The 26,866-nt window shown below is 40.2% G+C and carries 25 protein-coding genes and 1 riboswitch; of the genes, 18 read left to right on the top strand and 7 right to left on the bottom strand.

Going from position 1 to position 26,866, the window contains the following annotated elements; genetic code table 11:
* Positions 1-271: 271 nt before the first annotated feature.
* From HGJ98_RS18850 to HGJ98_RS18810, 9 genes are all read left to right on the top strand, one after another.
* Complete coding sequence (locus HGJ98_RS18850) at positions 272-583, top strand: PadR family transcriptional regulator (RefSeq protein ID WP_291353250.1); 312 nt, start codon at positions 272-274, stop codon at positions 581-583.
* Between the two features lie 19 nt (positions 584-602).
* On the top strand, positions 603-1,214 hold the full coding sequence (locus tag HGJ98_RS18845) for a DUF2812 domain-containing protein (protein WP_367142749.1): 612 nt from the start codon (positions 603-605) through the stop codon (positions 1,212-1,214).
* 353 nt (positions 1,215-1,567) lie between these two features.
* Positions 1,568-2,575 (top strand): FAD:protein FMN transferase, encoded by a 1,008-nt coding sequence (locus HGJ98_RS18840; protein WP_291353282.1) that lies wholly within the window; start codon positions 1,568-1,570, stop codon positions 2,573-2,575.
* A 35-nt stretch (positions 2,576-2,610) separates the two neighbouring features.
* Positions 2,611-2,991 carry a NusG domain II-containing protein gene (locus HGJ98_RS18835; protein WP_291353249.1) on the top strand — a complete coding sequence of 127 codons (381 nt, stop codon included), beginning with the start codon at positions 2,611-2,613 and terminating at the stop codon, positions 2,989-2,991.
* A complete protein-coding gene (locus HGJ98_RS18830; protein ID WP_291353248.1) occupies positions 2,991-3,515 on the top strand; it encodes a Gx transporter family protein in 525 nt (174 codons plus the stop codon). Before HGJ98_RS18835 ends, HGJ98_RS18830 begins: the two co-directional genes overlap by 1 nt.
* Positions 3,499-4,275 carry an energy-coupling factor transporter transmembrane component T gene (locus HGJ98_RS18825; RefSeq protein ID WP_291353247.1) on the top strand — a complete coding sequence of 259 codons (777 nt, stop codon included), beginning with the start codon at positions 3,499-3,501 and terminating at the stop codon, positions 4,273-4,275. The genes HGJ98_RS18830 and HGJ98_RS18825 overlap by 17 nt, the downstream gene beginning before the upstream one ends.
* Before the next feature lie 386 nt (positions 4,276-4,661).
* A complete protein-coding gene (locus tag HGJ98_RS18820; protein WP_291353246.1) occupies positions 4,662-5,366 on the top strand; it encodes an FMN-binding protein in 705 nt (234 codons plus the stop codon).
* A gap of 191 nt (positions 5,367-5,557) precedes the next feature.
* Positions 5,558-6,448 carry a DMT family transporter gene (locus tag HGJ98_RS18815; RefSeq protein ID WP_291353245.1) on the top strand — a complete coding sequence of 297 codons (891 nt, stop codon included), beginning with the start codon at positions 5,558-5,560 and terminating at the stop codon, positions 6,446-6,448.
* A gap of 228 nt (positions 6,449-6,676) precedes the next feature.
* On the top strand, positions 6,677-8,170 hold the full coding sequence (locus tag HGJ98_RS18810; RefSeq protein ID WP_291353244.1) for an FAD-dependent oxidoreductase: 1,494 nt from the start codon (positions 6,677-6,679) through the stop codon (positions 8,168-8,170).
* Here HGJ98_RS18810 and HGJ98_RS18805 read toward each other — a convergent pair.
* Positions 8,154-8,966, bottom strand: a complete 813-nt coding sequence (locus HGJ98_RS18805) for a DUF2935 domain-containing protein (RefSeq protein ID WP_291353243.1) — start codon at positions 8,964-8,966, stop codon at positions 8,154-8,156. The two genes, HGJ98_RS18810 and HGJ98_RS18805, sit on opposite strands and share 17 nt — an antisense overlap.
* A gap of 263 nt (positions 8,967-9,229) precedes the next feature.
* Between HGJ98_RS18805 and HGJ98_RS18800 the strand changes: the two genes are divergently transcribed.
* The 7 genes from HGJ98_RS18800 to HGJ98_RS18770 all read left to right on the top strand — a co-directional run bounded on the left by HGJ98_RS18800 (position 9,230) and on the right by HGJ98_RS18770 (position 17,750).
* Positions 9,230-9,703: a NapC/NirT family cytochrome c gene (locus HGJ98_RS18800; protein ID WP_291353242.1), complete on the top strand. Its 474-nt coding sequence runs from the start codon at positions 9,230-9,232 to the stop codon at positions 9,701-9,703.
* Positions 9,704-10,085: 382 nt separating this feature from the next.
* Positions 10,086-11,591, top strand: coding sequence for a BCCT family transporter (locus tag HGJ98_RS18795; protein WP_291353241.1), 1,506 nt, complete (start codon positions 10,086-10,088; stop codon positions 11,589-11,591).
* Positions 11,592-11,903: 312 nt separating this feature from the next.
* Positions 11,904-12,824, top strand: coding sequence for a tetrahydromethanopterin S-methyltransferase subunit H (locus HGJ98_RS18790; protein WP_291353240.1), 921 nt, complete (start codon positions 11,904-11,906; stop codon positions 12,822-12,824).
* A 70-nt stretch (positions 12,825-12,894) separates the two neighbouring features.
* On the top strand, positions 12,895-14,328 hold the full coding sequence (mtgB, locus tag HGJ98_RS18785; RefSeq protein WP_291353239.1) for a glycine betaine--corrinoid protein methyltransferase: 1,434 nt from the start codon (positions 12,895-12,897) through the stop codon (positions 14,326-14,328).
* Between the two features lie 78 nt (positions 14,329-14,406).
* The gene (locus HGJ98_RS18780) at positions 14,407-15,057 is read left to right on the top strand and encodes a B12-binding domain-containing protein (protein WP_291353238.1); all 651 of its coding nucleotides are present in this window, start codon (positions 14,407-14,409) and stop codon (positions 15,055-15,057) included.
* 217 nt (positions 15,058-15,274) lie between these two features.
* The gene (locus HGJ98_RS18775; protein WP_291353237.1) at positions 15,275-16,768 is read left to right on the top strand and encodes a BCCT family transporter; all 1,494 of its coding nucleotides are present in this window, start codon (positions 15,275-15,277) and stop codon (positions 16,766-16,768) included.
* Positions 16,769-17,066: 298 nt separating this feature from the next.
* Positions 17,067-17,750, top strand: a complete 684-nt coding sequence (locus tag HGJ98_RS18770) for a DUF1638 domain-containing protein (RefSeq protein ID WP_291353236.1) — start codon at positions 17,067-17,069, stop codon at positions 17,748-17,750.
* A 104-nt stretch (positions 17,751-17,854) separates the two neighbouring features.
* On the opposite strand, the gene HGJ98_RS18765 is transcribed toward HGJ98_RS18770, so the two are convergent.
* The 3 genes from HGJ98_RS18765 to HGJ98_RS18755 form a co-directional block, all read right to left on the bottom strand.
* Complete coding sequence (locus HGJ98_RS18765; RefSeq protein ID WP_291353235.1) at positions 17,855-18,514, bottom strand: B12-binding domain-containing protein; 660 nt, start codon at positions 18,512-18,514, stop codon at positions 17,855-17,857.
* Between the two features lie 11 nt (positions 18,515-18,525).
* Positions 18,526-19,797 carry a PocR ligand-binding domain-containing protein gene (locus HGJ98_RS18760; RefSeq protein WP_291353234.1) on the bottom strand — a complete coding sequence of 424 codons (1,272 nt, stop codon included), beginning with the start codon at positions 19,795-19,797 and terminating at the stop codon, positions 18,526-18,528.
* 246 nt (positions 19,798-20,043) lie between these two features.
* A complete protein-coding gene (locus HGJ98_RS18755) occupies positions 20,044-20,391 on the bottom strand; it encodes a YggT family protein (RefSeq protein WP_291353233.1) in 348 nt (115 codons plus the stop codon).
* 242 nt (positions 20,392-20,633) lie between these two features.
* Here HGJ98_RS18755 and cooS point away from each other — a divergent pair, with 242 nt between their 5' ends.
* Complete coding sequence (cooS, locus tag HGJ98_RS18750) at positions 20,634-22,550, top strand: anaerobic carbon-monoxide dehydrogenase catalytic subunit (protein ID WP_291353232.1); 1,917 nt, start codon at positions 20,634-20,636, stop codon at positions 22,548-22,550.
* A gap of 137 nt (positions 22,551-22,687) precedes the next feature.
* Here the strand turns inward: cooS and metA are convergent, their stop codons facing one another.
* From metA to crcB, 3 genes are all read right to left on the bottom strand, one after another.
* The gene (metA, locus tag HGJ98_RS18745; RefSeq protein WP_291353231.1) at positions 22,688-23,611 is read right to left on the bottom strand and encodes a homoserine O-succinyltransferase; all 924 of its coding nucleotides are present in this window, start codon (positions 23,609-23,611) and stop codon (positions 22,688-22,690) included.
* Between the two features lie 14 nt (positions 23,612-23,625).
* On the bottom strand, positions 23,626-24,918 hold the full coding sequence (locus tag HGJ98_RS18740; RefSeq protein WP_291353230.1) for a homocysteine synthase: 1,293 nt from the start codon (positions 24,916-24,918) through the stop codon (positions 23,626-23,628).
* Between the two features lie 125 nt (positions 24,919-25,043).
* Positions 25,044-25,150, bottom strand: a riboswitch (SAM riboswitch).
* Between the two features lie 135 nt (positions 25,151-25,285).
* The gene (gene crcB, locus HGJ98_RS18735) at positions 25,286-25,660 is read right to left on the bottom strand and encodes a fluoride efflux transporter CrcB (protein WP_291353229.1); all 375 of its coding nucleotides are present in this window, start codon (positions 25,658-25,660) and stop codon (positions 25,286-25,288) included.
* A 218-nt stretch (positions 25,661-25,878) separates the two neighbouring features.
* Between crcB and HGJ98_RS18730 the strand changes: the two genes are divergently transcribed.
* Positions 25,879-26,802, top strand: a complete 924-nt coding sequence (locus HGJ98_RS18730) for a LysR family transcriptional regulator (protein ID WP_291353228.1) — start codon at positions 25,879-25,881, stop codon at positions 26,800-26,802.
* Positions 26,803-26,866 lie beyond the last annotated feature (64 nt).

The following is a 26,866-nucleotide window of genomic DNA, read 5'->3' as shown; positions in this document are numbered from 1 at the left end:
ACAAAACAAGTGACCTGTCCTCGTGTTTGTCATCCTGAGCGTTAGCGAAGGATCTAGATCCTTCAGTCGTACCTCCTTCAGGATGACATAGCCCTTGAGTTACTTTCATAGAAAAGACATGTATAGTAAAAAGACCCGTAGCGTTTTTTCTTAACCTTAACCGGTTTTGTATTGACATATACAGTGGAACTGTATATGTTATATATATAGTACAACTGTATATTGTGACTGTATAGTTTAGATGTATAACATAAAAATTGGAGTTGAGCTTATGAACCGAGATAAAGATCTACCATTGACAGAAACCACATACTACGTGCTTTTAGCCTTGTTAGAACCTGCTCATGGTTACCTTATCATGCAAAAGATTGAGGAACTAAGTAGTCAACAAGTTAGAGTAGCAGCAGGAACCCTTTACGGAGCAATTGAGAATTTGCTGAAAGCAAAATTGATACAGTCCGTAAAAAGTGAGGATAAAAGACGAAAGACATATGTAATAACAGATAAAGGAAAAGAGATTTTACGCTTAGATTTTGAAAGAATGCAGCATATGATTAGCATAACAAAAGGGTTATTAAACTAATTGTTTGGAGGGGTTTATAGTGAGGAAGTTTAAGTATTTTATTGACTATGACAAAGAAGAAAAATGGTTAACTGAGATGGCTAAAAAAGGCTATCAGTTAATAGATACATCCTTTGGATATAAATTCCGTTTCACAAAACCAGAAGAGGCAACAATTAAGATTGATTATAGAACGTTCAAGCATCAAGAGGATTTCATTGACTACTGTACTCTATTTGAAGACAGTGGTTGGCAACACATAGTAGGCAAGAAGAACTCGGGGCCCCAATATTTTAAGAAAATTGATAAAGATAGTGATGATGATATTTTCTCAGACAAGATTTCAAAAGCGGGCAAATATAAACGATTATCTAAAATGTTTATAGAACTGGCAATCTGCTTTTTGCCACTTTTTGTAGCAATGATAGCAACAGAAGTTATTGATTTAGATATAATATTAAATCCAAAGTTATTATACTTGACTCCGCAATTATGGGATATGAATGGAGAACTATTTTGGAAAGCTTTTATATTTGAAACTCCCTTTGCCCTTTTAAGAGCCTTAGGATCCTTATTCATACCGCTTTGTATCGCTAGCTTCCTTTTTATTTCATATAGAGCTCAGAAACTTTATAAGAAAAACACTAATTGAAAGAGAAACACGGGGACAGGTTCACTGTTTTGCTAGAAGCAAAACAGTGAACCTGTCCCCGTGTTTCCCCGTGTTTCCCCGTGTTTCTCCCTGTATTTTCAGAATTAAGTTCGAAGTTAAAGGAGATTACTAATTTATATATGTTTATCACTTTGCATAACCGACTAATTCCGACAACAATCGTTTTAATCTCTTTAGTTGTGTGATATATTTTAGAAGAAAATAAGTGAAGAGGTCGAATATCCTGCGCGTAACTGCGGGAGATTCGGTTCATATGTTTTATTTAAGAAGGGAATGAAAGGTTGTTGAACTATAAAAATCTTAATAGAAAACGCCTGGCTGCGGTGATACTTATGATCCTGGCCGTAGGGATATTAACAGCTTGTAACTCGAACAAAAATGAAACGGTTGAAGCTGATGACTTTGCTATGGGAACGGTTATTTCTCAAAAGGTTTATGGAGCAAACGGACAAGCTGCAGTCGATGAAGTTATGGAAAAAATAAACTATCTGGACAGACTCTTAACCTTTAATGCCTCGGAAGGGGATATTTACAAGCTGAACGAAAATGCGGGAATCCAGACTGTGGAATTGGATTCTGAAACGGTGAAAATAATAAAAAAGGCTCAGGAAGTAGCTGTGCTGAGTAATGGTGCCTTTGATATTACAGTAGGGCCATTAGTACGAAGCTGGGGTATAGGAACAAATCAGGAACATATTCCTAGCAACGAAGAGTTGAAAAATTTACTCCCCTTAGTTAATTATCAAGATATTTATATTGACGAATCCTCTGTGGGGTTGAAAAAGGCTGGGCAAATGGTTGATCTAGGAGGCATTGCCAAAGGGTATGCCGGAGATGTTGCTAAGGAGATCTATCAAAAGAACGGTATCCATTCGGCCTTTATTAACATTGGCGGAAATGTCGTAACTCTAGGAAAGAAGCCTGATGGAACTCCCTGGAAGGCCGGTATTCGAAATCCTAGACCTGTAGGGGACCAGAGTGGTCAAATCGTGGGAATTGTTAAAGTAGCGAACAAAGCGGTTGTAACAGCAGGAGATGAACAAAGATACTTTGAAAAAGATGGTCAACGCTATCATCATATCCTTGACCCTGATACCGGATATCCAGCCAAGTCGGATTTGATGAGCGTCACCTTGGTCACAGAGTCTTCGTTGGAAGCAGATGCTCTTGATACGGCGGTCTTTATCTTAGGGTTGGAGAAAGGTAAGGAACTTCTCAGGCAGTATGGTGGTGTTGAGGCTGTTTTTATTACCGCTGATAAAAAGATCTATGTTACAGAAGGCCTGAAAGGGAACTTTGAATTTCATGATGAAAGCAAGCAGTTCGAGTATATTGAATAAACCCATAACAGAAAAAGGAGGTAGTGATTCCTAAGATGAAAGCAATGCGTAGATTCAAAAAGGGTGACATAGTTCTTGTGTTATTCATTGGAATTATAGCCATAATCCCTCTGTTATGGACCTATCTCGGCGACAGAGGCAAACAAAGGGAAAACCTAACCGCGGTAGTTATTCGAGATGGAAAGCGTGTGAAGGAAATAGATCTTAATAAGGTGCAGGAGTCTCAATATATTAGGTTCGAAGAAGGCATCAAAACAACGATCTTGGCGGAGAAAGGACAAATAAAGTTTCTAGAAGCCGATTGTCCTGATCAAATTTGTGTCAAAACAGGTTTATTGACCAAGCCAGCCGACAGGGCGGTTTGCTTACCGGGTAAAACCATCGTGTTGATTGAAGAAGATGAAGGTAATAACTGATGAATAAAAACAGAAAGTATGCTTTGATTATAATTTTAGTCACTAACGCGATTTTGATTTCATTTCTAGAATCACTGATTCCTATACCTGTTCCTATCCCCGGTGTGAAACTGGGATTGGGAAATATAATAACCATGATCGGGATTGCATTTCTTGGCTTTAAGGATGTCCTGTTTATTGTGATTGTGCGCAGTTTTGTGGTAGCAATCCTGACGAGGGGTATTATGATGCTAGTCTTTAGTCTAACTGGCGGCCTTTTGAGCGCGCTTGTCATGTGGCTGCTTTACAAGAAATTCTCGAAACTATTTAGCATTAAAGGTATAAGTATCGCTGGAGCCATCGTTCATAGTACAGCACAAATTGTAGTGGCATCAATAATTTTAGGACAAGTTGTCGTAATGTTTTATTTACCGATACTTTTAATTTCTTCCATAATAACGGGCTTGATCACGGGAAGCATAGCCGAATTAACGATCAATGAAGTCAGAAAAAAAGAGGTTTTTAAGAATGTTAACCAATTCTAAAACCCAAAAAAACACCGAGAGCTGGGAGATGGATGGTCTAATTAAGTTTATTTTGGCAGCGGTGCTTTCTGTCATGCCTTTTTTAGTTCATAGGCTGATTAGTTTTGGAATACTTGCAGTTTTTTTATTAATAGTGACCTTGGTCTTTAGACTAGAACTACGAATCTTACTAATAAGTGCAGCATCATATAGTATCATTGTTTTAATACCCTACCTATTCGGGGTACTGATGAATGCCCTTGCATACTGGTTATCTGGCAATGTACAATTCGCATATCAAGGATCCTATGATCTATTTCTGAGACTGTTTAGATTGTTAGTTATTTGGTATGTTAGCATCCTATATTTCCATACTACACCAATGAAAACCGTGATCGGGTTACTAGATAAACTTTTTACCCCGTTGAAATTTTTGGGTGTGCCCGTTACAGATTACCTTAACGTCGTCATGTGCATTGTGCTAGAGCTCAAGGAGACAGGAGCAGTAGTGACAAAGGGTTTAGGAGCGCGTATGCGCTCAGTTATGGGGGAGGACAAACGAAGGTTTAGAATAAATGTTAAAGGGATATCCCAAATTATCGTCTCATTAATCGTTAATTCCTTTGAAAAAATTGATAGAATTCAAAGCTTTGTTGAAAAAGTGAATCCGAATGATTTGTATAATTATCGCTTTAAACTATCAAAGACTGATGTGATTGGGGTATTAAGCTTTATTATACTCACGGCTGTGATTATGATTTTTGAAACGAGGTATTGGTAGCAAAATTTCACAGCCTTTGTAGGGTGTCATTAAATATTATAGTGTTATTTTAAACTCCCATATGTGTATATTCACTAAGGTTTGGGCAGGGAGGCTTTTTGGCTCTCTGGTTTTCAACCAGAGTGCAATACAATATTTTACAATACGCCCTACTATTCGACATAATAATTACTTATATCTTATTTATTGACAAAATGCGTTTGGGTTGGTATTCTCAGATAGAGCAAAAGAACGTTTGTACAAGCACAAGACTTGGTCAGAAATGAGTAAATGACCATAATATTGTGAAAAGGAGGATTAATCTCAAAAAATCTAACTGAGTATCTTTATTACCATGGACTCATTAACGCTCAACAAAATTAGAAATTAGAAGGGGATTTTGAAAAATGAAGAAGATTAAATTGGCAACAATTGCACTCGCTTTAACAGCTTCAGTACTCGTTTTAGGAGGATGCGGATCAAGCGCTCCAGCAGCAACAGATAAGACTTCTGGCGCAGATCTTAAACTATCCCAAGGTGTAGGACAAACCTCCGTTTTTCGCACAAAAGTAGATAAAACGACAAAGCAAGAATCATATAGCACGAATTACGTAACTGCTAGTGCAATTTTTGATCAAAACGACAAAATTGTCAGGGTTCAATTCGATACTTTGGAAATTGCTCAAGCGTCCAAAAAAGAGGGCGCAACTCTTTTCCCTGGATGGCCTAGTGCAGAGATCAAAAAGGACGATGTAGTAACCGCTGTTGCGAACTGGAAAACAAAGCGTGAGCGCGGCGATGCAGCTTATGGGATGAATTGGACAGAGCAAGTTGACAGCTACCAAGAATTATTCAAAGGTAAAACTGTAGCTGAAGTGGAGCAATGGTTTGCTAAGAACACTTCTGACCTCAATGGAACGCCATTAGTCTCAGATTCAGAGAAGCCCGAAGATCAAGCAAAGTTTGCTAAGCTTACTGATGAAGAGAAAACCGCTCTTGCAGATGTAACTTCTGGTGCTTCAATTAGTTTGAAAGATGATCATGGCGATTTCATTGGAGCGCTCAAGGAAGCTTTTGAGAACAAAATTGAAGTTACTATGCCTGCTAAATAAGGTGTAATACAAGCGATCAAATTAGAGAGGGTATCTCGGATAGTAATTTATTCGAGATACCTTCTTTTTTGCTATCTTCCTTTCATTGACATAAGAAAATAATTAAACTACCCTTAGAGAGTATTAGTTTGACAAGCGTTGTTAGCATAAACGATAAGGATCGAGTTAAGGTGGAACAGGAGTAAACAATTATGCATGGAAAATTTAAAATTATCACCGCTATGCTTATTTTCGGAAGTATCGGAGCTTTTGTGAAGGAAATTGACGTATCTTCAAGTGAAATTGCCTTTCTAAGAGGAGTTATCGGCAGCTTATTCTTGGTTTTAACCAGTTTATTATTAAAGAAAAAACTTTCATTAAAAGCAATAAAAGAAAACTTTATCCTACTAATTCTCTCAGGAACAGCAGTTGGACTTAATTGGATACTTCTATTTCAGGCCTATAAGTATACGACAATATCTAATGCTACCTTAAGCTATTACTTCGCACCGATTTTTGTCATTATTTTAGCACCCTTTGTACTTAAGGAGAAATTAACGCCATTAAAGGTAAGTTGTATTATTGGAGCCATGATAGGATTATTTTTAATCCTTAATAATGGGGGCAGCAGTGCAAGTGGTTCTTATAATCATGTGGTTGGGATACTTTATGGTCTTTCAGCGGCAGTATTCTATGCCAGTGTTATTTTGATCAATAAATTCATAAAAAACCTATCTGGATTTGAAACAACCTTAGTTCAATTAATCATGGCAACTGTGGTGCTTTCACCGTATGTTTTATCCAAAGATCATAAGGTTCTTTCGGCTGTAAATTTAGATTCGATTATACTTATCCTTACAGTAGGTATTGTCCATACTGGGATGGCTTACTTCTTATACTTTACATCACTTCAGGAACTAAAGGGACAGACAATTGCTGTTTTAAGCTATATTGATCCAATTTCTGCAGTGATTATCGCTGCGATATTCCTTGGAGAAAGTATGAGTTTTATCCAAATGGTTGGCGGCACCCTTATATTAAGTTCCACTTTTTTGAGTGAAAGGCTAGATAGAAAAAATCAAATATTAGACCTAGAGGCATAAGCACAAAATTTCTTGGTGTTTTTCTCGTATGTTAGATCCGGTATCTAGAATCGGACGACCTTTTTCGTTAGGTTTAACTGCTCTTAATAATAGGGAGAACAGAGGGACAGGTTCCCAGTTTTGCTTTCGCAAAACTGAGAACCTGTCCCTCTGTTTATTCAGATATTTTCATATAAAGCCTCAAGACGGGCACATTAATGGAAATAATATCAAGGAGTGAATGAATTGATGGAGTCTTATTGGATTGCCTCTACCCCTAAAACTAATTATCCAACCTTAAACGAAGACATGAATGTCGATGTCGCGATCATCGGGGGAGGGATGGCGGGGATTACCTCAGGTTATTTACTATCGGAAGATGGATTAAAAGTAGCGCTCCTAGAAGCGGATCGAATTCTATTGGGTACAACAGCCCATACCACGGCCAAGCTTACTTCTCAACACGGGCTGATTTATGACCAAGTAAAACGTCAAATGGGTGCGGAAAAAGCCAGACAGTATGCAGAAGCGAATGAAAATGCGATTACCTTCGTTGCCAATTTGATTGAAGAGAAAAAGATTGAATGTGACTTTAGTTGGCAGTCAGCTTATGTCTATACCCAGTCAGAAGACTACCTTCAGACACTTCAAGACGAACAGACTGTAGCCGCTGATTTAGGAATCAAGGCATTCTATCAAACCGATCTGTCAATACCGATCCCAATTAAAGGGGCTCTGAGGTTTGATAATCAGGCCCAGTTTCATCCCCGTAAATATTTGCTTGAACTTGCTAAGATGATTGAAGCTAAAGGTGGCAAGATTTTCGAACAATCTAGAGTTGTAGATATCCAAGGAGAAGGTCCATACTCTATCTTTACACTGAACGGAAAGAAAGTAAGGGCTCGATTCGTTATTATGGCCTCGCATTATCCCTGCCATAACTTTCCTGGACTTTATTTCACTAGATTATATACGGAACGGGCCTATGCCGTAGTCGCTAAAGCCAAGGAAGCGTTTCCAGGCGGAATGTATATCAATGCAGAGAGTCCGTCACGATCCCTCCGTTCATTACCCACTGAAGAGGGAGAAAGGATCTTAATTGTTGGAGAAAAGCATAAAACTGGTCACGGTCAGAACTTAAGCCAGCATTATGAGAACTTAATGGATTTTGCCCGGGAGCTTTTTACTGTAGAGGAGTTTCCTTATCGGTGGTCAACTCAAGATTGTACGAGCCTGGACGATATTCCATATATAGGTCAAATGACTTCCGACCGTCCCAATATCTATATCGCAAGTGGATTTAGAAAGTGGGGGATGACCAATAGCACTGTTTCAGGCATAATTTTGCGAGACTTAATTGTCAAAGGAGAATCTCCTTGGCAAGATGTTTATTGCCCATCTCGCTTTACATCTTCTGCAGCTGCAAATTTCATAGTGCAAAATGCAGATGTAGGGGTTAACTTTATATCTGGAAAACTTAAGCCTATGGAGGAGGACATTCAGGTTAATCCTGGTGAGGGCGTAGTTGCGGAAGTCAAAGGCCATAGAGCGGGAGTATATAAAGACAAGGATAACGAGTTCCATGTGGTAGATACGACCTGTACCCATATGGGATGTGAGGTGCAATGGAATGATGCTGAACATTCTTGGGATTGTCCCTGTCATGGTTCGCGCTTTACAGTCGATGGCAAGATCGTAGAAGGACCAGCGATGAAGGATCTGGAGACTATAGTTTTTCCATAATTCTTGGTTTGCCTGGGTCACAAGAGGGGCTTTGAACGTCGGAGACAGAGGAAAGCTTGATTAAATAATAGCATTCCTCTCGTAACATATGATCTGGAAATAAAGGGTCAATAATTCCTAAGGCGGTTTTATTGAAAACCATTTCCTGAAGTTGAGTTAGAAATTGATTGAACTTTTGAATCTGTGCGGAGGCCTCGTGATTAAATTGAGCTAACTCAGGGAAATGCATCACCGCTCTTGTGAAACCAGCCATTTCAAGTGCTTTCTGGTAAGAATACTTAAAATCTTTAGAGAACTGTTTACTTTGTGTTCGTAAGGGTTTTTCAGATGCGTCGAGTGAGGTGGTGATTGAATCTGCATGTCCCACCGCATCCAGCATCCACAGCAAATGGTAGTGGGTAGGAGGGAGCAAAGGGACGTCTTCCTCCTTGATCAGAAACCCTAGTATTAGTTGATATTCTTCTAGCTCATTTACCATATGGCTAACTAGTGAGGGTGGTAAATTTAATCCAATATGACCTTCGAGATGTCGACGGATTAGGTGAAATTTGAACTCTTTCAATTGTTGGACTCGCTGCCAAATGAGTTTGTGTAATCGATTTAATTCCTCTCTGCCCAGACCCTGGCGGACTTGGGCAAGCAGACTATCAAACTCCTGAATAAAGTAATGAGCTCGACTTATTTCCTCCTTTTCAGAGGGACTTAAGGATTTGAAGAAAAAGCGCGAATGATCACCGAGAACCTGTAACCAGAAGCGGTGTTCATATAAGGCATGTGCCGGGAATTGGGTGGTCATGGAAAAACCTCCTCCATATAATTTGGCTTATTTATTAGGATATTATTTTTATAAGTGAGTTATTCGCATCTAAAGCCTACTAATGGCTTCGTACCTATATCTCATTTCCTTTAGGATTTCTAGAAGTGTCTAGGATCAGCCCTTTCAAACCTTAATATTTTTTTGATCATTGGAGAAATCTTTTTAAATCTACACCCTATGAATTATTGGATTAGACATTGAGAATTCTAGTATTGGGCATTAATGGGAAAGGGGAACTTAAAATGCAATCCTGTAAAAAGTGCTTAGTTCTCTTCGGCTTAATCTTTTTAGTTGTATATACTGCTCATAGGGTGGCTTATGCCTTTATGGCCGATCCTACTTTTTGTGTGAGATGTCATGAGGTAGCACCGTATGTTTCATCATGGGAAAATTATCCACATAGTAATATAGATTGCCGGCAATGCCATGAAACAAGAGGACTTTTTCGCAGACTTGATTTTGCTGTTCGCGGTATAAGGGATATTGGAATTCATTTCAAAGGTGATTTCTCTTTTCCAATGAGGGCTGTAGTATATGATGTTAATTGTATTAATTGCCATTTAGGCACCTTTGAACCAGAATCGAAAGCACCGATATTGCCTAAAGACCATAAGAAACTGATCAAAAGTGGCGTAGGATGTAACAATTGCCATAGAGATACTGGTCATAAGAATGGTCTTGGCGTTGATGATAAGTTTGAGTCTATAAATCCTTAAAAATATCGTACCTGCCTAAAAAGGTGCTTTACTTATTTGTAAAGCACCTTTTTAGGCAATGATTTTACATCCTGCTGCTAGGGCTTAACGTAGTAATTAGAGTTAAGCCCCTAGCTTTTCTATTGGTTACCAATATGATGTATGATTTGCTAGGTATTCAGAGGAGTAATACCTTTGTCAGGATATAGTAGCTAGAATGTTTAGAATATATCATATATGAAGCAAAATGAGCAATATTCTGGCATTTTAGTATACCAAAAGGATGATATTATAGTTTATACATACCGAATTATTAGTAAAGGGACAAAGGATAAAAACAATTATTAGGACTGAAATACCCTTTGAGTTATTGAATCATATTTAAAGGAGGGGGAACTAAAGAATGACTGATAAACGAAGTTTCTTCAGCAAGATCGATCGCCCCATCTTCTCAATTTCTACCGCTATTATGCTTATATTTGTCGTATGGACCCTACTGCAGCCTAAATTGGCTAGTAATACATTCAGCTTAGTCCAGAAGTTTATTACTGACAACTTCGGCTGGTGTTATTTAATTGGTGTAACGTTCTTTCTATTTTTTTCTGTATTTATAGCTTTAAGCAGATATGGAACGATTGTCCTTGGGAAAGACGGCGAGAAGCCAGAGTACAGTACTGTAAGTTGGTTTGCCATGCTATTCGCGGCCGGTATGGGAATCGGACTAGTGTTTTGGGGAGTAGCTGAACCCATGACACATTATACTAATCCTCCCTTTGGTCAACCTTCTTCGATAGAATCTGCCCAAATTGCAATGCGCTATACCTTTTTTCATTGGGGTTTGCATCCTTGGGGAATCTATGGGATGGTAGGTTTGTCTATGGCGTATTTTCAGTTCCGTAAAGGCTTACCTGCTTTAGTAAGTTCTACTCTTTATCCCTTATTGGGTAAAAAAGGAATTAACAGTTGGATTGGAAAAGCTGTTGATATCCTTGCCATATTTGTAACTATCTTTGGAGTTGCTACATCTTTGGGATTAGGTGCTTTGCAAATCAGTACTGGACTTAATTATGCCTATGGTCTTCCTACCGGTACTATGTCAACAGTCATTATTGTGGTAGTGATTACTGTACTATTTATAATATCTGCAGTAACTAGTATTGAGCGGGGAATTAAGTACCTTAGTAATACGAATATGCTTCTACTCTTCCTGATTCTAATGTTTATGCTAATAGTGGGACCTACTAGGTTTATTCTTAACGGCATTACCGAAACTGTTGGCTCCTATGTTCATAACATCATTCAAATGAGTTTTTGGGCGGATTCATATAAGACTAGGCCTGGCTGGGTAGGGGGATGGACTATTTTCTACTGGGCATGGTGGGTTGCTTGGGGTCCCTTTGTTGGGGCCTTCATTGCTCGAATTTCTAGGGGTCGATCGGTAAGAGAGTTTTTATTGGGCGTGCTTATTGCACCTACCCTAATGAGTTTTATGTGGATGGGAGTCATGGGCAACAGTGCGCTGTATATTGATGTTTTCCAAGGTGGGGGAATTGCAACTCAAGTGGCTAAAGATATCAGTACTGCTATTTTTGCCATGATCCAGCACTATCCGCTTAGTGGGATTTTAACAGTTTTGACGACTTTGATCATAGCGATCTTCTTTATTACATCGGCTGATTCTGCAACTTTTGTTATGGCAATGTTTACTTCAGGTGGAGATCTAAACCCTAGTACTGAGCTGAAGATTACCTGGGGCTTGATCGAGGGTGCTGTTGCTATTGCCTTACTCATCGCTGGAGGATTAGGTGCCTTGCAGACGGCCTCGATTGCTTCGGCATTTCCATTTATGTTTGTCATATTTGCGATGTGTGTGTCGCTTATAAAGGCCTTTAAAGGAGAGTTGAAATAGCAAGCATCTTTAATTAGTTAAGGACTCCATACAACTATAGTATGGGGTCTTTTTGCTGTTTTTACCGTCCTTAGCTAATATTGGTACACACCTCTTGTTAGAAAATGTGAAAAAGATATCAAAAAATGAATAATTAGAATTTTCATTTTTGGCTCCAAATGTAGCAAAACGAGCATAACTGTAGCGTTAATGAGCAAGAACTATGGTGTTATGATGAATACAGAGAAAATCAATCAAGAAGTGTTTGAGTAACTGTTTAACCGCATTCAAAGATCTGGGGCTTAAAAACACTATAAAATGGGGGAGTTTATAATGCTAAAGTATACTTCAGAACAACATGTCTACGATATTAATGGAGTAAAAGTAGGCGGGCAGCCAGGACAATACCCTACCGTGCTTATCGGTAGTATTTTCTATCGAGGTCATAAAATCGTTCAAGATGGAATGAAGGGGATTTTTGATGAAGCAGCAGCGAAAGCCCTTCTAGATCAAGAAGCAGAATTAAGTGCGGAAACGGGCAATCCATTTATTCTAGATGTCTTAGGAGAATCGGTAGAAGCTTTAACGCGTTATGTCGAGTTCGTTATGAAAAATTCAAAGGCCCCGTTTTTATTGGACAGCATTAGCCCCGCAGTGCGAATGGGAGCTTTAAAACAACTTGGCAAGGATTCAGAAGTACGGAAAAGGCTTATTTATAACTCAATTGAGGAACATTATTCTGAGGAAGAGTTAGAGACAATTAAAGAAAGTGGTATTAAAACGGCTGTTATTTTGGCTTTTAGTAACAAAGCATTAAAACCGAAAGCTAGAATTAAGCTCTTAAAAGGGGACGGCGAGAAAGAGGGATTAATCGATGCCGCTAAGCGAGCGGGTATTGAACAGTTTTTGGTTGACCCGGGTGTCTTGGATGTGCCCAGTGCCAGCTGGACAAGTGAAGCTATCAATGTGGTCAATGAAGAATTTGGTTACCCAGGTGGCTGTGCTCCCTCAAATGCCGTTTACCTGTGGAAAAAGATGCGTTCTAAAGGAACTCCATTCTTCGAAGTGGCTGGGGCTTCGGTCTTCACATACCCGGTAACTCAAGGCGCTGCTTTCATTCTTTACGGACCTATGGTAAATGCTCCCTGGGTATATCGAGCAGTTGCTACTACGGATGCTATGATGGCCTATAATAATAAACTAACTGGCGTTAAGTCAGGAACTACTGAGTATCCGTTAATAAAGATTTTTTAAGTAACGTCGTAAAACGAAAAATCAGGAAAAGATAGTTAATGGTTTATTCAATAGCACAAACTATTTAAAAATGTTAAAGGGGTGTCAAATCATGTTGCCAAAGTATAACGTTCTGACCCAAGAACAAGTTGAGATTATTCATAATGAATCTATCAAAATACTTGAAGAAATCGGTATGGATTTTGAATATGAACCGGCCCTAGAAGTCTTTAAGGCTCAGGGGCTAAAGGCAGAAGGAAACCGGGTGTATTTTACAAGAGAATTTATTGAGGGGAAAGTTAAACTGGCACCTTCTGAATTTACCTTGCATGCTCGCAATCCGGAACACAATTTGGTTTGCGGCGGTGACAATATTATTTATATGCCCGGCTATGGGGCTCCCTTTATCCAATTAGCTGATGGGTCGCGTCGTAAAAGTACGATGGAGGATTATGATAATATTGTTAAACTAGCTGGGGCCAGCAAAAACTTGCATATGACAGGTGGGACTGTAGCTGAGCCTCAAGATATTCCAGATGAAATACGGCATTTAAAGATGATCTATAGTTCGATCAAAAACTCGGATAAATGTTTCATGGGTAGTGCCGAAGGTCGGGAACGTGCACAAGATTCCGTTGAAATGGCGGCACTGCTTTTTGGTGGTAAAGATGTCATTAAAGAAAAACCAGTTCTCATTTCGCTAATTAATTCGTTGACGCCCTTAAAATTTGACGAGAGAATGTTAGGAGCTTTGATGGCTTATGCTGAAGCAGGACAAGCAGTTGTTGTCGCTTCTTTGGTTATGGCTGGTTCTACTGGACCGGCAGCATTAGTGGGTACTCTAGCACTTCAAAATGCTGAAGTTTTAGCGGGAATATCCTTAGCCCAAAGCATCAATCCTGGGACGCCAGTTGTTTATGGCTCAACTTCAGCTCTTAGTGATATGCGGAATGGCAGCCTCTCCATTGGAAGCCCAGAATGTGCTTTGTTCATTTCGGCCAGTGCCCAAATTGCTCGCTTCTATGGTATTCCCAGTCGATCTGGCGGTGGCTTAAACGATGCCAAGATTGTCGATGCCCAGGCGGGTTATGAGTCAATGATGACTTTAATGGCAGCCAGTGTAACCGGGATCAATTTTGTTCTTCATACAGCAGGAATTTTACAATATTTCATGGCCATTTCCTATGAAAAATTTATGATGGACGATGAAATGGCTGGAATGCTCTTGCATTATATGAAGGGTTTCAACTTTGATGAGGATGGTTTAGCCTACGAGGCAATTGCTAATGTTGGACCGGGAGGGCACTTCCTTACTCAAAAACACACCCGCAGGAATCATAAGAAGGAATTCCGTACACCACAATTGAGTGACCGCTCTGCTTATGAAGCTTGGTCTAGGGAAGGTTTAGATACAAATCAAAGAGCCCACAAACAATGGCAAGAGGTTTTGGCTAAATACGTACCACCAGTCCTTGATGAAAGTATTGATCAAAAACTTTTAGAGTTCATCGCTAAACGTTCCTAAATGTAATAGTCGATGAAGTGTTTTCTATAAGGATTTCGAAATGGGGACTCATCTTAATTAAAATTGGAGGAATACAAAATGAGTGAAGAAATTTTTGCAGGATTGAAGCAAGCAATTATCGATGGTGATGAGGATATAGTAGAAGAGTTATCACAACAGGTTATTGAAGAATCTATTAACCCAGTTGATGCTGTACAAATAGGTCTGATTAAAGGGATCGAGGTTGTAGGAGAGTTATGGAAAGCTGGGGAAGTCTTTTTGCCGGACGTAATGATGTCAGCTGAGGCTATGAAAGTTGGCTTAGGTCTTCTTGAACCAGAAATCGCAAAGTTAGGAATGAGCGAAGGGGATAGTAAAGGTAAGATTGTCCTAGGTACAGTGGAAGGTGATATTCACGACATCGGTAAGAATATTACGGGAGCTATGTTCACAGCAGCAGGTTATAAAGTTTTTGATATTGGCACAGATATCAAGGCAGAAGATTTTGTCTTGAAGGCTCAAGAGGTTGGAGCAGATATCATTGGTGCGAGTGCTCTCTTGACAACAACGATGAGTGCGCAAAAGCAAATTATTGATTATTTAAAAGACAAGAATCTTAGAGATCAATTCAAAGTATTCATCGGCGGAGGTCCTACTAGCCAAGCTTATGCAGATGAAATCGGAGCGGATGGATGGGCGGAATCTGCCGACGAGGCGGTCACCCTTGCGGACCGTATCCTGGCGAAGTAATACAATTTCTTGTTGAACTAATTCTAATAGAAGACTGGGTTTGCTTATAGAATGAATCCTAGGGACCTTAATAATACACATTTTTAAAAGTCCCTAGGATTTCTTTCGGTATTAACGGCGATAGAGAGGATTCTTTAGACTGGCGACTCCACGCACCAGGACTAGAATGCAAAACTAATCCCTAAACGTAGAGTTTACGAAAGGAGTAGTGCTATTTATGACTAATAATAGAAGCTCAGCAAATCGTTCAGTTATGTACATTTCTTCAGTTATTATTGTTTTGTTTGTAATTTTCGGAATGTTCCTACCAAAGGAAATGGGTGTAGTTGCCAGCGCTACCTTCGCATTTTTAACGACGAATTTTGGATGGCTATACTTGTTAGCAGTTGCCTTTTTCACCGTTTTCATTTACGGTATCGCGTTTAGCCGTTTTGGTAGGATTAAGCTAGGGAAAGAAAATGATAAGCCTGAGTTTACTAACTTTCAATGGTTTTCTATGCTATTCGGAGGAGGTATGGGTATTGGGCTTGTGTTCTGGTCAGTTGCTGAGCCAATGATGCATTACCTGACTCCACCGATGGATACAGCTGGTACTCCGGAAGCTATGCGTACAGCCATGCGCATCATGTTTTTTCACTGGGGTATCCACCCTTGGGTGATTTTCGCCATTGGCGGTCTAGCTCTGGCGTACTTCCAATTCCGAAAGGATCTGCCCTTCCTAGTTAGTTCAGCGTTTTATCCGCTGATTGGTGATCGAATTTACGGACCGGTCGGTAAAGCAATTGACATCTTAGCAGTGTTTGCCACAGTATTTGGGGTAGCTACTAGTTTAGGTCTTGGCTCTAACCAGATTGCCACTGGGCTGCAATATATCTGGGGAATTCCGGCGACGCCCATGACCGTCTCGATCGTTATAGCTGTGATGACACTACTCTTCACTCTGGCCACTATCTCCGGTTTGCACAAGGCGATGCAGATTGCTGCCGATATTAAGATATGGCTTTCCATCGGCTTTATGGTATTTATATTCTTGTTCGGGGGTACGGTTATTATCCTGAACAACTTCACAGATACTCTAGGTGCCTACTTGCAAAACTTTGTCGAACAGACCTTTTGGATGGGTAATATTGACTGGATTAATGGCTGGACCGTGTTCTACTGGGCATGGTGGATTGCCTGGGCACCCTTCGTCGGACAATTCGTTGCCCGTGTTTCCAAAGGTCGAACCATCCGTCAGTTCGTGTTGGCAGTCACATTGTTGCCTTCCGGATTCTCCATGATTTGGCTAGCGATTTACGGTGGGGCGGCCTTCAACCTGGATAAGATTTCTAATGGTGCCATCCAAGCAGCCGTTAATGCAGACTATACTACTGCCTTATTCGCCATGTTGCAACAGTTACCCTTATATACAATCACCGCTCCTTTAGCAATTCTTCTCATCGTTGCTTGTTTCGTAGGTGCTGCGAATTCCGCGACTTATGTACTAGCCATGTTGACATCCAATGGTGACATGGACCCCGGCAAGAAATTGCGCAGCTTTTGGGGGATCATACAGGGTTCCTTTACCATCATTCTAATCTTAGTCGGCGGCGGAACTGCGGCGTTATCCGTCTTGCAAACTGTTTCGATTGTAGCGGCATTCCCCTTTATGTTAATTATGATCGCTATGTGCTTCAGTATTTACAAAGCACTTGGGCAAGAGAAGATTTAAGGCGGAAAGACCCTAATATAAATCAGAAAAGAACACCCGGGTTGTGGAGGCCTGGGTGTTCTTTCACAAGAACTATACTCTTTTTTGTGATTGATAATGGTTGTTATGAACTTGACAAGTACCGTCTACAGGTGCATAAGGCTTGCGAGAAATATGATAAAATATATTCTGAGTAAAAAGGGGATCTTAAGTTCGTAGAGGCTATTCTTACTAGCAGTGGGAAATGGTGCTTGTACTCTCAAACTCTCAAAATGATGAATCTAAGGATACATACCAAAGTAGAAAGGAGGATGCTGTAGTGAGGATTAAGTTAATTGGTTGTCATTCAACCATGAATGAAGTTCATGCCCAGGGGTTTGAACAAGAGGTGGATTGTGAATTCTTAGATTTTAATTTTCACGCTCAGCCGGAGAAATTACATGCTAAACTCCAGGAGATAGTCAATAAGAGCCAAGATTACGATCTGATCATTATGACCTACGGACGATGCTCTAATTCAATGCTCGGTTTGCTATCTCCGCAAGTGCCACTCTTATTTCCCGCGACACACGATTGTATTGGCCTTATGTTAGGTTCAACGGCTAGGCATATGGAATTATTCAAGGAGAACCCTCTGACTTATTATTTCAGTCAGGGATGGTTGGACTATGGGCGTACTCCCTTGGCTGAGTACTACGAATATGAGGCGCAGTTTGGGGAGAAGAAGGCGCGTAAATTAATCAAGATGTTATATGGCAGATATCAAAAGGCAGTCTTTATAAAAACGCCTGGGATAAACGATCTTGAACAATATCGGAAGAAGGTTCGAGAAATTGCTGATTTCTTTGGTTGGGATGTTGGAGAAATAGAGGGAGATACCAGCCTCCTTACCTCGATTGTCAAAGGAATTACAGCTCCAGAATCTATTTATGTCGAGGCGGGGCAGGTGATTACTTTAGAAATATTAGGTGGCAGCAAAAGGAAGCGAATCGTTGAGGAGTGAGAGTATGATAGTAAGAAGATTAATGACAACTTCAAGGACAGAACTACTCTCATACATGCAAGAGTAGTTCTTTTTGCATTTTGTAACTTTCTAAAGGGCAATCTTTATGAGCCGTCACGCTTAGAGGGCAACAGCTTGCTTAGATTTTCCTTTAAAAAATTGCGGAATTCGAAGGCATCTTCAAAGGTATAATCTGCTCCTATTTCCTTGGCGAAAGCATCTGTTATCGGTGCGCCACCGACGATTATTTTAATTCCATGTCGTAGTCCTTGAGCTTCCAGTTCATCAATTACATCTTTCATAACAGACATGGTTGTGGTTAATAAGGCTGAGATCATTAAGATATTCGGTTTTTCTTTACGAACAGCACTGGCAAACTTTTTAGGAGAAACATTAACCCCAAGGTCTATAACTTTTGCTCCAGTCGTCATAGCCATGGTTTTGACAATGCCGAGGCCAATATCGTGCAAATCCCCTGCGACGGTACCCAAAACTATCTTGCCTAGTCCCTTTTTGGTAGGTGAAGTTAAGATTGGTTCAATAACAGATAGGCCTGCATGCATTGAATTGGTAGCCATTAGGACCTCCGGAACATTCACTTTTTCTGATCGGTATTTTTCAGCGATCATATTTATACCGATTATCAATCCTTTTTCCAGAATGGAGGTGGCAGAGTATCCCTGAGCTAAAGCTTGCTTGCACAAATCGATTGTATCTTCGGATTCACCTTCAGCAATTGAATGGATAATATCATCAAATATCAAGTAAATCGCCCCTAAAATAAGCTATTTTTATAAACTAAAGGAGTCACACCAATATATTTACGGAATACTTCAGCGAAATAGCTTTGGCTTTTAAAGCCTATTGCTTTAGATACTTGTTCAACACTGAATTCCGGTTTTTTCATCAGTTCTACTGCTTTTTCAACACGTACTCTTGTTAGGTAATCGTTAAACGTGCAATCCAATTCTAACCGAAATAAACGAGAAAGGTGGGAGGGACTAATAAAGAGATGATCGGCGGTTGCTTTTAGGGTAAGGGGTTTTTGATAATTTTCCATAATAAAATTTCGGGCGTTATTAACTAAACTGAGATGTTTCTTGTCGGCGAGTTTAAAAATTCCATCAAGGAACTCTGCTATGACTTTATGAACTTTGAAAAAGAATTCTTCTATGCGTTCAATGTTGTCGATCTCATTATTAAAATCCTGCAGTTTAACCATGACTTGTTCAGCATCAGCCCCTCCTTCTACGGCTGCTCTCGAGGATAGGGAGGCTAATTCAAGTATCCTGCTCTTTAAAGTAGCCTTATCACCAGCAGTTTTTGTTAAGAGGTCAGTTAATAGGTTTTTCAAAGTACTTTCAGCTCTAGTTTTATCACCAAGCCGTATATAACTTAGAAAGCGCCGTTCATTCTTTAAATAGGTGGCATAGTCAGTAAATTGAGCACTGTTTTTTTTCTTTCTGCTCTCTAGATCAGCTTTTATCTGAAGGCGTTGTAAATGATAGGCATGTTCTTCTTCCAGGGTGTGAATGGTTCTCTTCACCAAATGATTTACCACAACAAAAAGCATATCTGCGGCAGCTTGAGACTGCTCCGGAGAGGCTATACAAAGATTTTTAACCTTTTGTTGCAATGTATCAAAATCTAAAGCCGAATTGCTTTTTTTAATCTGACGAAGAAAAAATTCATCAGGTTTCCACAATAATACTTGTCCGCAAATAATACTCCCTAAAAATACATTATCTACTATGATTGGGACGGCCCATATTACGAGTCCGGCATGACAACGGAAGAAGTAGGGTTCATTCCATTTTGCGGCTTCTAAAGTGGCCTCTTTATAGGATTCTATACACTTCTTTTCCCCTTTACTATGACTACGGATAAACTGACAAAAATCACTTCGGCATTTATTCCCTAGTATTGCAAGGGTTTCTCCTTTTCTATTGACAGCTTCAATATATAAACCTGTTGCCTTGGAGAAACTAGCGAGGATTTCCTCTAAGTATTTGGGGTCGAGAAAATTTTCAATAGTTCGCTTTAACATGAATAGTCTCCTCATATTAATTGTTAATCGGCACTTGAAAGGTAATTGAATGTCAATAAAAGTTTAACTATATATAATATTTCGACGTAAAACCTACAATTCCTTTAGATTACACAGTTATTAACGACTAGAAAGTCCTGCACTATCGTATTGAGGTAATCGGAAGCCCGTAACAGTTACAGCTGATTACGGGCTATTTTAGAATTATTATATCCTTATTCAGTTAACCAGCTTCGAAGGAGTCTACTAACGAATTCCTGTTGTCTGATGAGGTCTGCTAATCTCAATCAGCTTGACAATTCCCCAGGCAATGACTGCATAAACAATCATAGCAATAATCGTTGTTGGCTCTAAGATGGATTGAGCTTCAATCCCTTTAGTGACTGCGGATCTAAAAATCCCATTAAAAGGTGCTAAGAATGCTTGAGATACAGAATATATGAAGGATACAAAGGGGCTCTGAGGATTAGCTCCTAGCAGTTTAAAAATTAAGCGAAAAGCTAATAAAACTTCTAAAACCCCCAGGACATAATAAACAATATTCTTTGCTTTCAAAGTCTGGTGGTGTGTTTTTATGTCCGTAGCTTCGTTCATTAAGGATCCCTCCATAATTTCAAATTTTACTTTTTATCTTTCCAAATTTCATAATGAATTACACGTAAGTTTGATTAAGTTACTGTTTAAAAGACAGTTTTTTAAGCCATAGGCCTTTCCCCTTGGCAAATTATCCTATGAAAATAACCTAGGTTGAATCGTATTTAGTATAAACACATACATATTTACTCTTGTAAATGCGAAAACTCTCTTATAGTAATTACTTAAGGGGGAACTAGGAAATGTCTGAAACTATTCTTGAGAAAACAGAAGGTCGGTTGAGTTACCATGATTCAGTAGAAGAAATGATGCCCAGAATCCGGGAAGATGGAATGTCAAATGTATTTGATCGCTGGATTCAACAAGAAAAGATACGTTGTAAGTTTTGTCTGCAAGGGTTAACTTGTCAACAGTGTTCCCAAGGACCTTGTCGGATCAGTGAAAAAGGTGGACAGGATAAAGGGGTCTGCGGAATTGGACCGGATGCCATGGCAGTGAGAAAGTTTCTTCTCCAAAATATCATGGGAGCAGGTACCTATAGTCATCATGCTTACGAGGCTTTTAGAACTCTAAAGGCAACTGGAGAAGGCAAAACCCCATTCAAAATTACGGATGTCAATAAGCTTAAATGGATGTGCGAAAAACTTGGAATCGATACGAACCAGGATACCAATCAGATGGCCATACAATTAGCGGATCTTCTTAATGCTCAAATGAATATCGATACTGAGGAGCCTAATTTAATGGTTGAAGCCTTTGCTCCAAAGAAGAGAAAAAAGGTCTGGAAGGATCTACATATTTACCCAGTAGGAGTCAATCATGAAGAACAAAATGCCGTGGCTAGTTGTTTAACGAATGTTGACGGGGATTATGTTTCTCTGGCGCTTAAAGCTATGCGCTTAGGATTGGCAACCATTTATAATGCTCAAATCGGCTTAGAAATGACTCAAGATATTTTGTTTGGCACCCCTAAACCTCATGAGGTTAACGTCGACTTAGGAATTATGGACCCTGAATATGTCAATATTGTATTTAACGGTCATCAACCTTGGCCTGGTGTAGCAACAATTCAAAAGGCTAAACTGCCTGAGATACAAGAAAGGGCAAGAGCAGCCGGAGCTAAAGGACTTAGAGTGATTGGTTCTATTGAAACAGGACAAGAATTAATTCAGAGATTTGAGATGGACGATGTTTTTGTTGGTATGATGGGAAATTGGTTAACGATTGAACCATTGCTGGCAACAGGGACAGTGGATGTCCTAGCGATGGATGAAAACTGTTCGCCACCAGCGATTGATATGTATGCAGAGCAATACCAAATTTCCCTCGTTAGCGTAAGTACAATTATCGGCGTCCCTGGACTTCAACATAAAATACCCTACCATCCGGAACAAGTGGATGCGATGGCGGATCAACTCATCGATATAGGTATTGAAAACTTTAAGAAACGTAAAGGAAAGATTGTTCCAAAAGTCCCTCAAATAACGCAAAAAGCAATTTCCGGATTCTCTACAGAAGCTGTTTTGGAGGCTCTTGGTAATAAGCTCGATCCACTGGTTGACGTTATTTCGGCAGGGAAAATTAAGGGTGTTGTAGCCTTAGTTAGTTGTTCTACCTTCAGAAATGGTCCGCAAGATTGGAACACGATTAATTTAACGAAAGAACTTATTAAGAGAGATATATTGGTGGTTTCCGGCGGGTGTGGAAACCATGCACTAGAAGTTGCTGGGTTATGTAATATGGATGCCGTGAAACTGGCTGGAGAGGGCCTCGGGGAAATTTGCACAGCCTTAAAAATCCCCCCTGTCTTAAGCTTTGGAACCTGTACTGATACCGGCAGAATCTCAATGCTTGTGACAGCACTGGCTGACCACTTAGATGTTGACGTACCTCAATTACCTATAGCTGTAACTGCCCCTGAATGGATGGAGCAAAAAGCAACGATTGACGGGATTTTCGCTGTGGCATATGGAGCTTATACTCATTTATCCCCAACTCCCTTTGTTACCGGCGCACCTCAGCTTGTCAAATTATTAACCGAAGATGTTGAAGGGTTAACCGGAGGGAAGGTCGCTCTTGGGGATGATCCTGTCGAAGTAGCCAACAACATCGAAGCTCATATAATAGAGAAGAGAAAGGGTCTTGGATTAAGCACCTAATTAAGCGGCGGCGAAGTAAACTAATGAATAAAAAGAGAACGGTTTCCATCATATGGAGACCGTTCTCTTTATACTAAACATCTATGCCCTTTTTGAAATCATCAAGGAAAAACGAGATGCTTTTAAGGTGGTTTAATTTAGCGTGCGCCTAAATCATAGGGAGTCTCTTGATAGACGTAGTAATTTAGCCAGTTCTGAAATAGTAAATTGGTATGGGAGCGCCAGTTGTGGATTGGTATTTGGCTGGGATCATCCTTTGGAAAATAGCCTTTAGGAAGGCTGATAGAGAGACCTTTGGCAATGTCTCGGTCATATTCCTCTTTTAAGGTTAACGTATCATATTCTGAATGCCCAGTTACAAAGACTTGCCGGCCATCTTTGGATACAACAATGTAAATACCAGCTTCATCAGACTCTGATAAAATCTCTAATTCGGGGTGTATTGCAAAGTCGGCGTGCTTTATTTCGGTGTGACGAGAATGGGGAACATAGAATTCATCGTCGAAACCTCGCAAGAGTTGCATACCATTTAAGCTGCTCTTATTAACGTTGTGTTTAAAGATACCAAACATTTTCTGGGCGAGAGGGTATTTAGGAATATCATAATGATGATACAGGCCAGCTTGAGCTCCCCAGCAGATGTGAAGGGTGGAGGTCACATGAGTCTTTGTCCAATCAAGAATGGTTTTAAATTCATCCCAATAGGTGACCTCTTCAAATTCTAAGTGCTCTACCGGTGCCCCAGTAATAATCATACCGTCAAACTTTTGGTTTTTAATGTCATTAAAACTTTTATAAAAGGAATCTAAGTGCTCCTGAGCGGTATTTTTTGAGACATGTGTGTCAATACGCAAAAGCACAATATCAACTTGTAAGGGGGAATTGCCTAGGAGTCTTAAAAGCTGTATTTCGGTTGTTTCCTTAATTGGCATAAGGTTGAGTATGATGATTTTCAAAGGACGAATATCTTGATGAAAGGCCCTGTCTTCCCCCATCACAAAGATGTTTTCTTGGTGCAATATATCGAGAGCCGGTAAATTTTCAGGTATTTTGATTGGCATATAGAACCCCCCACTTAAACCTTTTGACTTGCTACTAGGGCTTGATCTAAATCATATAATAGATCGTCAATAGTCTCTATTCCGATGGATAAGCGAATCATATCTGGTGAAACTCCTGCGCTGCGTTGGGATTCTTCGTCGAGCTGTTGATGTGTGGTGCTGGCAGGATGAATGACCAAAGATTTGGCATCCCCAATGTTTGCTAAATGAGAAAATAGTTTGAGGCTGTTAATAAATTTCTTCCCTTCATTCAGACCGCCTTTGAGACCGAAGGTGAAGATCGCGCCAGATCCTTTAGGCAAGTATTTCTGAGCAAGCGCATAATAGGGGCTTGTTTCAAGATCTGGGTAGTTAACCCAAGTGACTAAGTCATGTTGATCAAGAAATACTGCAACCTTTTTGGCGTTTTCAACATGGCGTTCCATACGTAGTGGGAGTGTTTCCAATCCTTGCAGGAACAAGAACGAGTTAAACGGGGAAAGGCAAGCTCCAGTGTCTCGGAGAAGAGATACTCTGGCCTTGGTGATATAGGCAGCATTACCACAGGCTTCGGTAAAGACAATGCCGTGGTAACTAGGATCTGGCTGACTGAGTCCTAAGAACTTGCCGTTATTCCAGTCAAATTTTCCTGAGTCAACTATTACTCCTCCAATAGAAGTGCCGTGTCCGCCAATGAATTTAGTTGCAGAATGAACGACGATGTCTGCTCCGTGTTCGATAGGGCGACACAAATAGGGGGAGGCAAAGGTATTGTCAACGATAAGAGGAAGACCATTTTCGTGAGCAATATTGGCAATTGCCTCTAGGTCGGCAACATTTATGAGTGGATTACCGATAGTCTCTGTGTAGAGAGCTTTCGTATTTTCTGTAATTTTTAAGCGGAATTCCTCTGGTTTATTGACATCAACGAAATGGACTTTGATGCCAAGCTTTGCGAAGGTGTAGGCGAACAATGTGAAAGTGCCACCGTAAAGAGAACTTGAAGCGACAATTTCATCCCCAGCTTGTGCGATATTTAGAAGAGCATAGGTTATGGCAGCTTGCCCGGAGGCAGTCGCGAGTGCTCCGATCCCCCCTTCAAGTAGGGCAATACGTTGCTCAAAAACGTCTTGTGTAGGATTAGTAATCCGAGTGTAGATATTGCCAGACTCTTTTAAAGCAAATAAATTGGCAGCATGATCTGTGTCGTTGAAGACAAAGGAGGACGTCTGGTAGATTGGAACGGCACGTGAATTTGTCGCGAGATCTGGGCTTTGTCCTCCATGCAGGGAAATCGTTTCGATACCTAGTTGTCGTTGTTCAGTCATGATAATTCCTCCTTATTTTTGGTAGAGATACTGTTTTTAGACCTATGAGTTGATTAAGGATGAAAAAGGTTTAAATAAAAACGACCGCTTCAAGAGAAGCGGTCGTTATGTTATTTAACGCGCTACTCTCATCTTTCAGAACCTATGGTTCTGCTGGAATTAGCACCTTATAGTTTGCACTATCGGTTGCCGGGCATCGTAGGGCCAGTCCCTCCGCCACTCTTGATAAGAGAAATTCAATATTCAATTGTTCTGATTGGAATATAGCTACTATAAAACAAATTTGAGTCTGTGTCAACGCTTAGGATGATGCCAATTTTTGGGTGTAACACGCGTGTCAAAAAGGACCATCCCCCTTGTCACACCTCTAGAGTAAACGTGCTAAACTTACTCCCAGGGCCACGCCACAGAAACCTACAATGATGCTGAGTAGGGTATATAATGCTGCAGTCAAATAGCTACCGCCTTCTATTAAGGAAATTACCTCAAAGCCAAAGGTCGAGAACGTTGTGAAAGCCCCTAGGAAACCCACCCCGATTCCAAGACGCCATAGAGGGCTGACATTTAAGCGTTCGATAAATAAAATATGTAAAAATCCTAAGAGAAAAGCCCCAGTGATATTAATTAGAAATGTATGCAGAGGGAAGTCCTGGCTCCATTTGTTCGATATCCATACCCCGAGGCCATAGCGTGAAAGAGCTCCAAGTGCTCCCCCAACCGTAATAACAAGTATTGTTTGCATTGCTTTAACCTCTTATCCTAAAATAAAGTAAACATGTATCTTTATCATAATACCTTGGAAAAATATTAACAACTATAGATGAACCAAGGTGTCAAAAAGGACCGTCCCCCTGTCACGAAAAGGAGAAGATTGTTAGGGATAGGACGTTGTGGAATGCTAGGAAAAGAAGTATCATTATCAATATACAATCATAGATCTAGAAACTAGAGGTGTAACTTGTGATTATTGATCCCTTAAAAATATTCGTAACAGTTGTCGAACATAAGAATTTCTCGCATGCTGCAGAGGAACTTTATCTTTCTCATCCCGATGTCAGTTTGCAGATCCAGAGTTTGGAAGAACAACTCGGCACAAAGCTAGTTGATAGCTCATCCAATCATCTGGAACTGACGCAATCAGGTGAGATATACTATGAATACGCTAAGCAAATTTTGCAATTGCAAGATAAGGCAAAACAGGAGATTAAAAGAATTTCAAATGTAGTTACTGGAAGTTTGAGGGTAGGTGCAAGCTATACAATTGGGGAATACATTTTGCCCTTTGTCGTGGCTGAATTTGCTGCTCAATATCCGAAAGTGGAGATTGAAACCTCAATTGCTAATACGGGGGATATAATTCGAGGGGTACAAGCTAATCACTTAGACATTGCTCTTGTGGAGGGAGAAGTCGATCATTCAGACATCCTTGTCCGCCCATTAATGGAGGATGAAATTATTTTGTTAGTACCTAACCAACATCCCTTGGCAAGACTTCCCATTGTTACTTCTGAGCATCTCCAAGACCAAGTATGGATTCTCAGGGAAAGTGGTTCTGGTACTCGTGCGTTTAGCGATAAGCTCTTCAAGGAATGGGGCATTCATGCTAGAAGGTCGTATATCTTTGGAAGTGGCCAAGCCATTAAACAGGCTGTAACCGCTGGCTTAGGAATTGCACTCGTCTCACGTTGGATTGTGAGAAAGGAGTTAAATGCGAAAGAGTTTAAGACGATCAAATTAAAAGGGAATCCACTTACGCGTTCTTTTTACTTAATAGGACCGAAGGATCCTGAAGCGTCTGAGGCTAGGGAGGTTTTTACGGAGCAACTCTTAACTCTGGAGTCTACTACATGGAGAAAACTGAGTAAAAAAGGAATTGCAATTTAGTGAATAATGGCAAGGATTAGAGTCATATCGATAAAAAGGCTAAGATTAAGAGAGGTGATCGAGA

The sequence above is a fragment of the Desulfosporosinus sp. genome, assembly GCF_014237355.1.
Classification (GTDB): domain Bacteria; phylum Bacillota; class Desulfitobacteriia; order Desulfitobacteriales; family Desulfitobacteriaceae; genus Desulfosporosinus.
The sequence above is the reverse complement of the archived record's forward strand: the minus strand, read 5'-3'. Positions and strand labels throughout refer to the sequence as shown.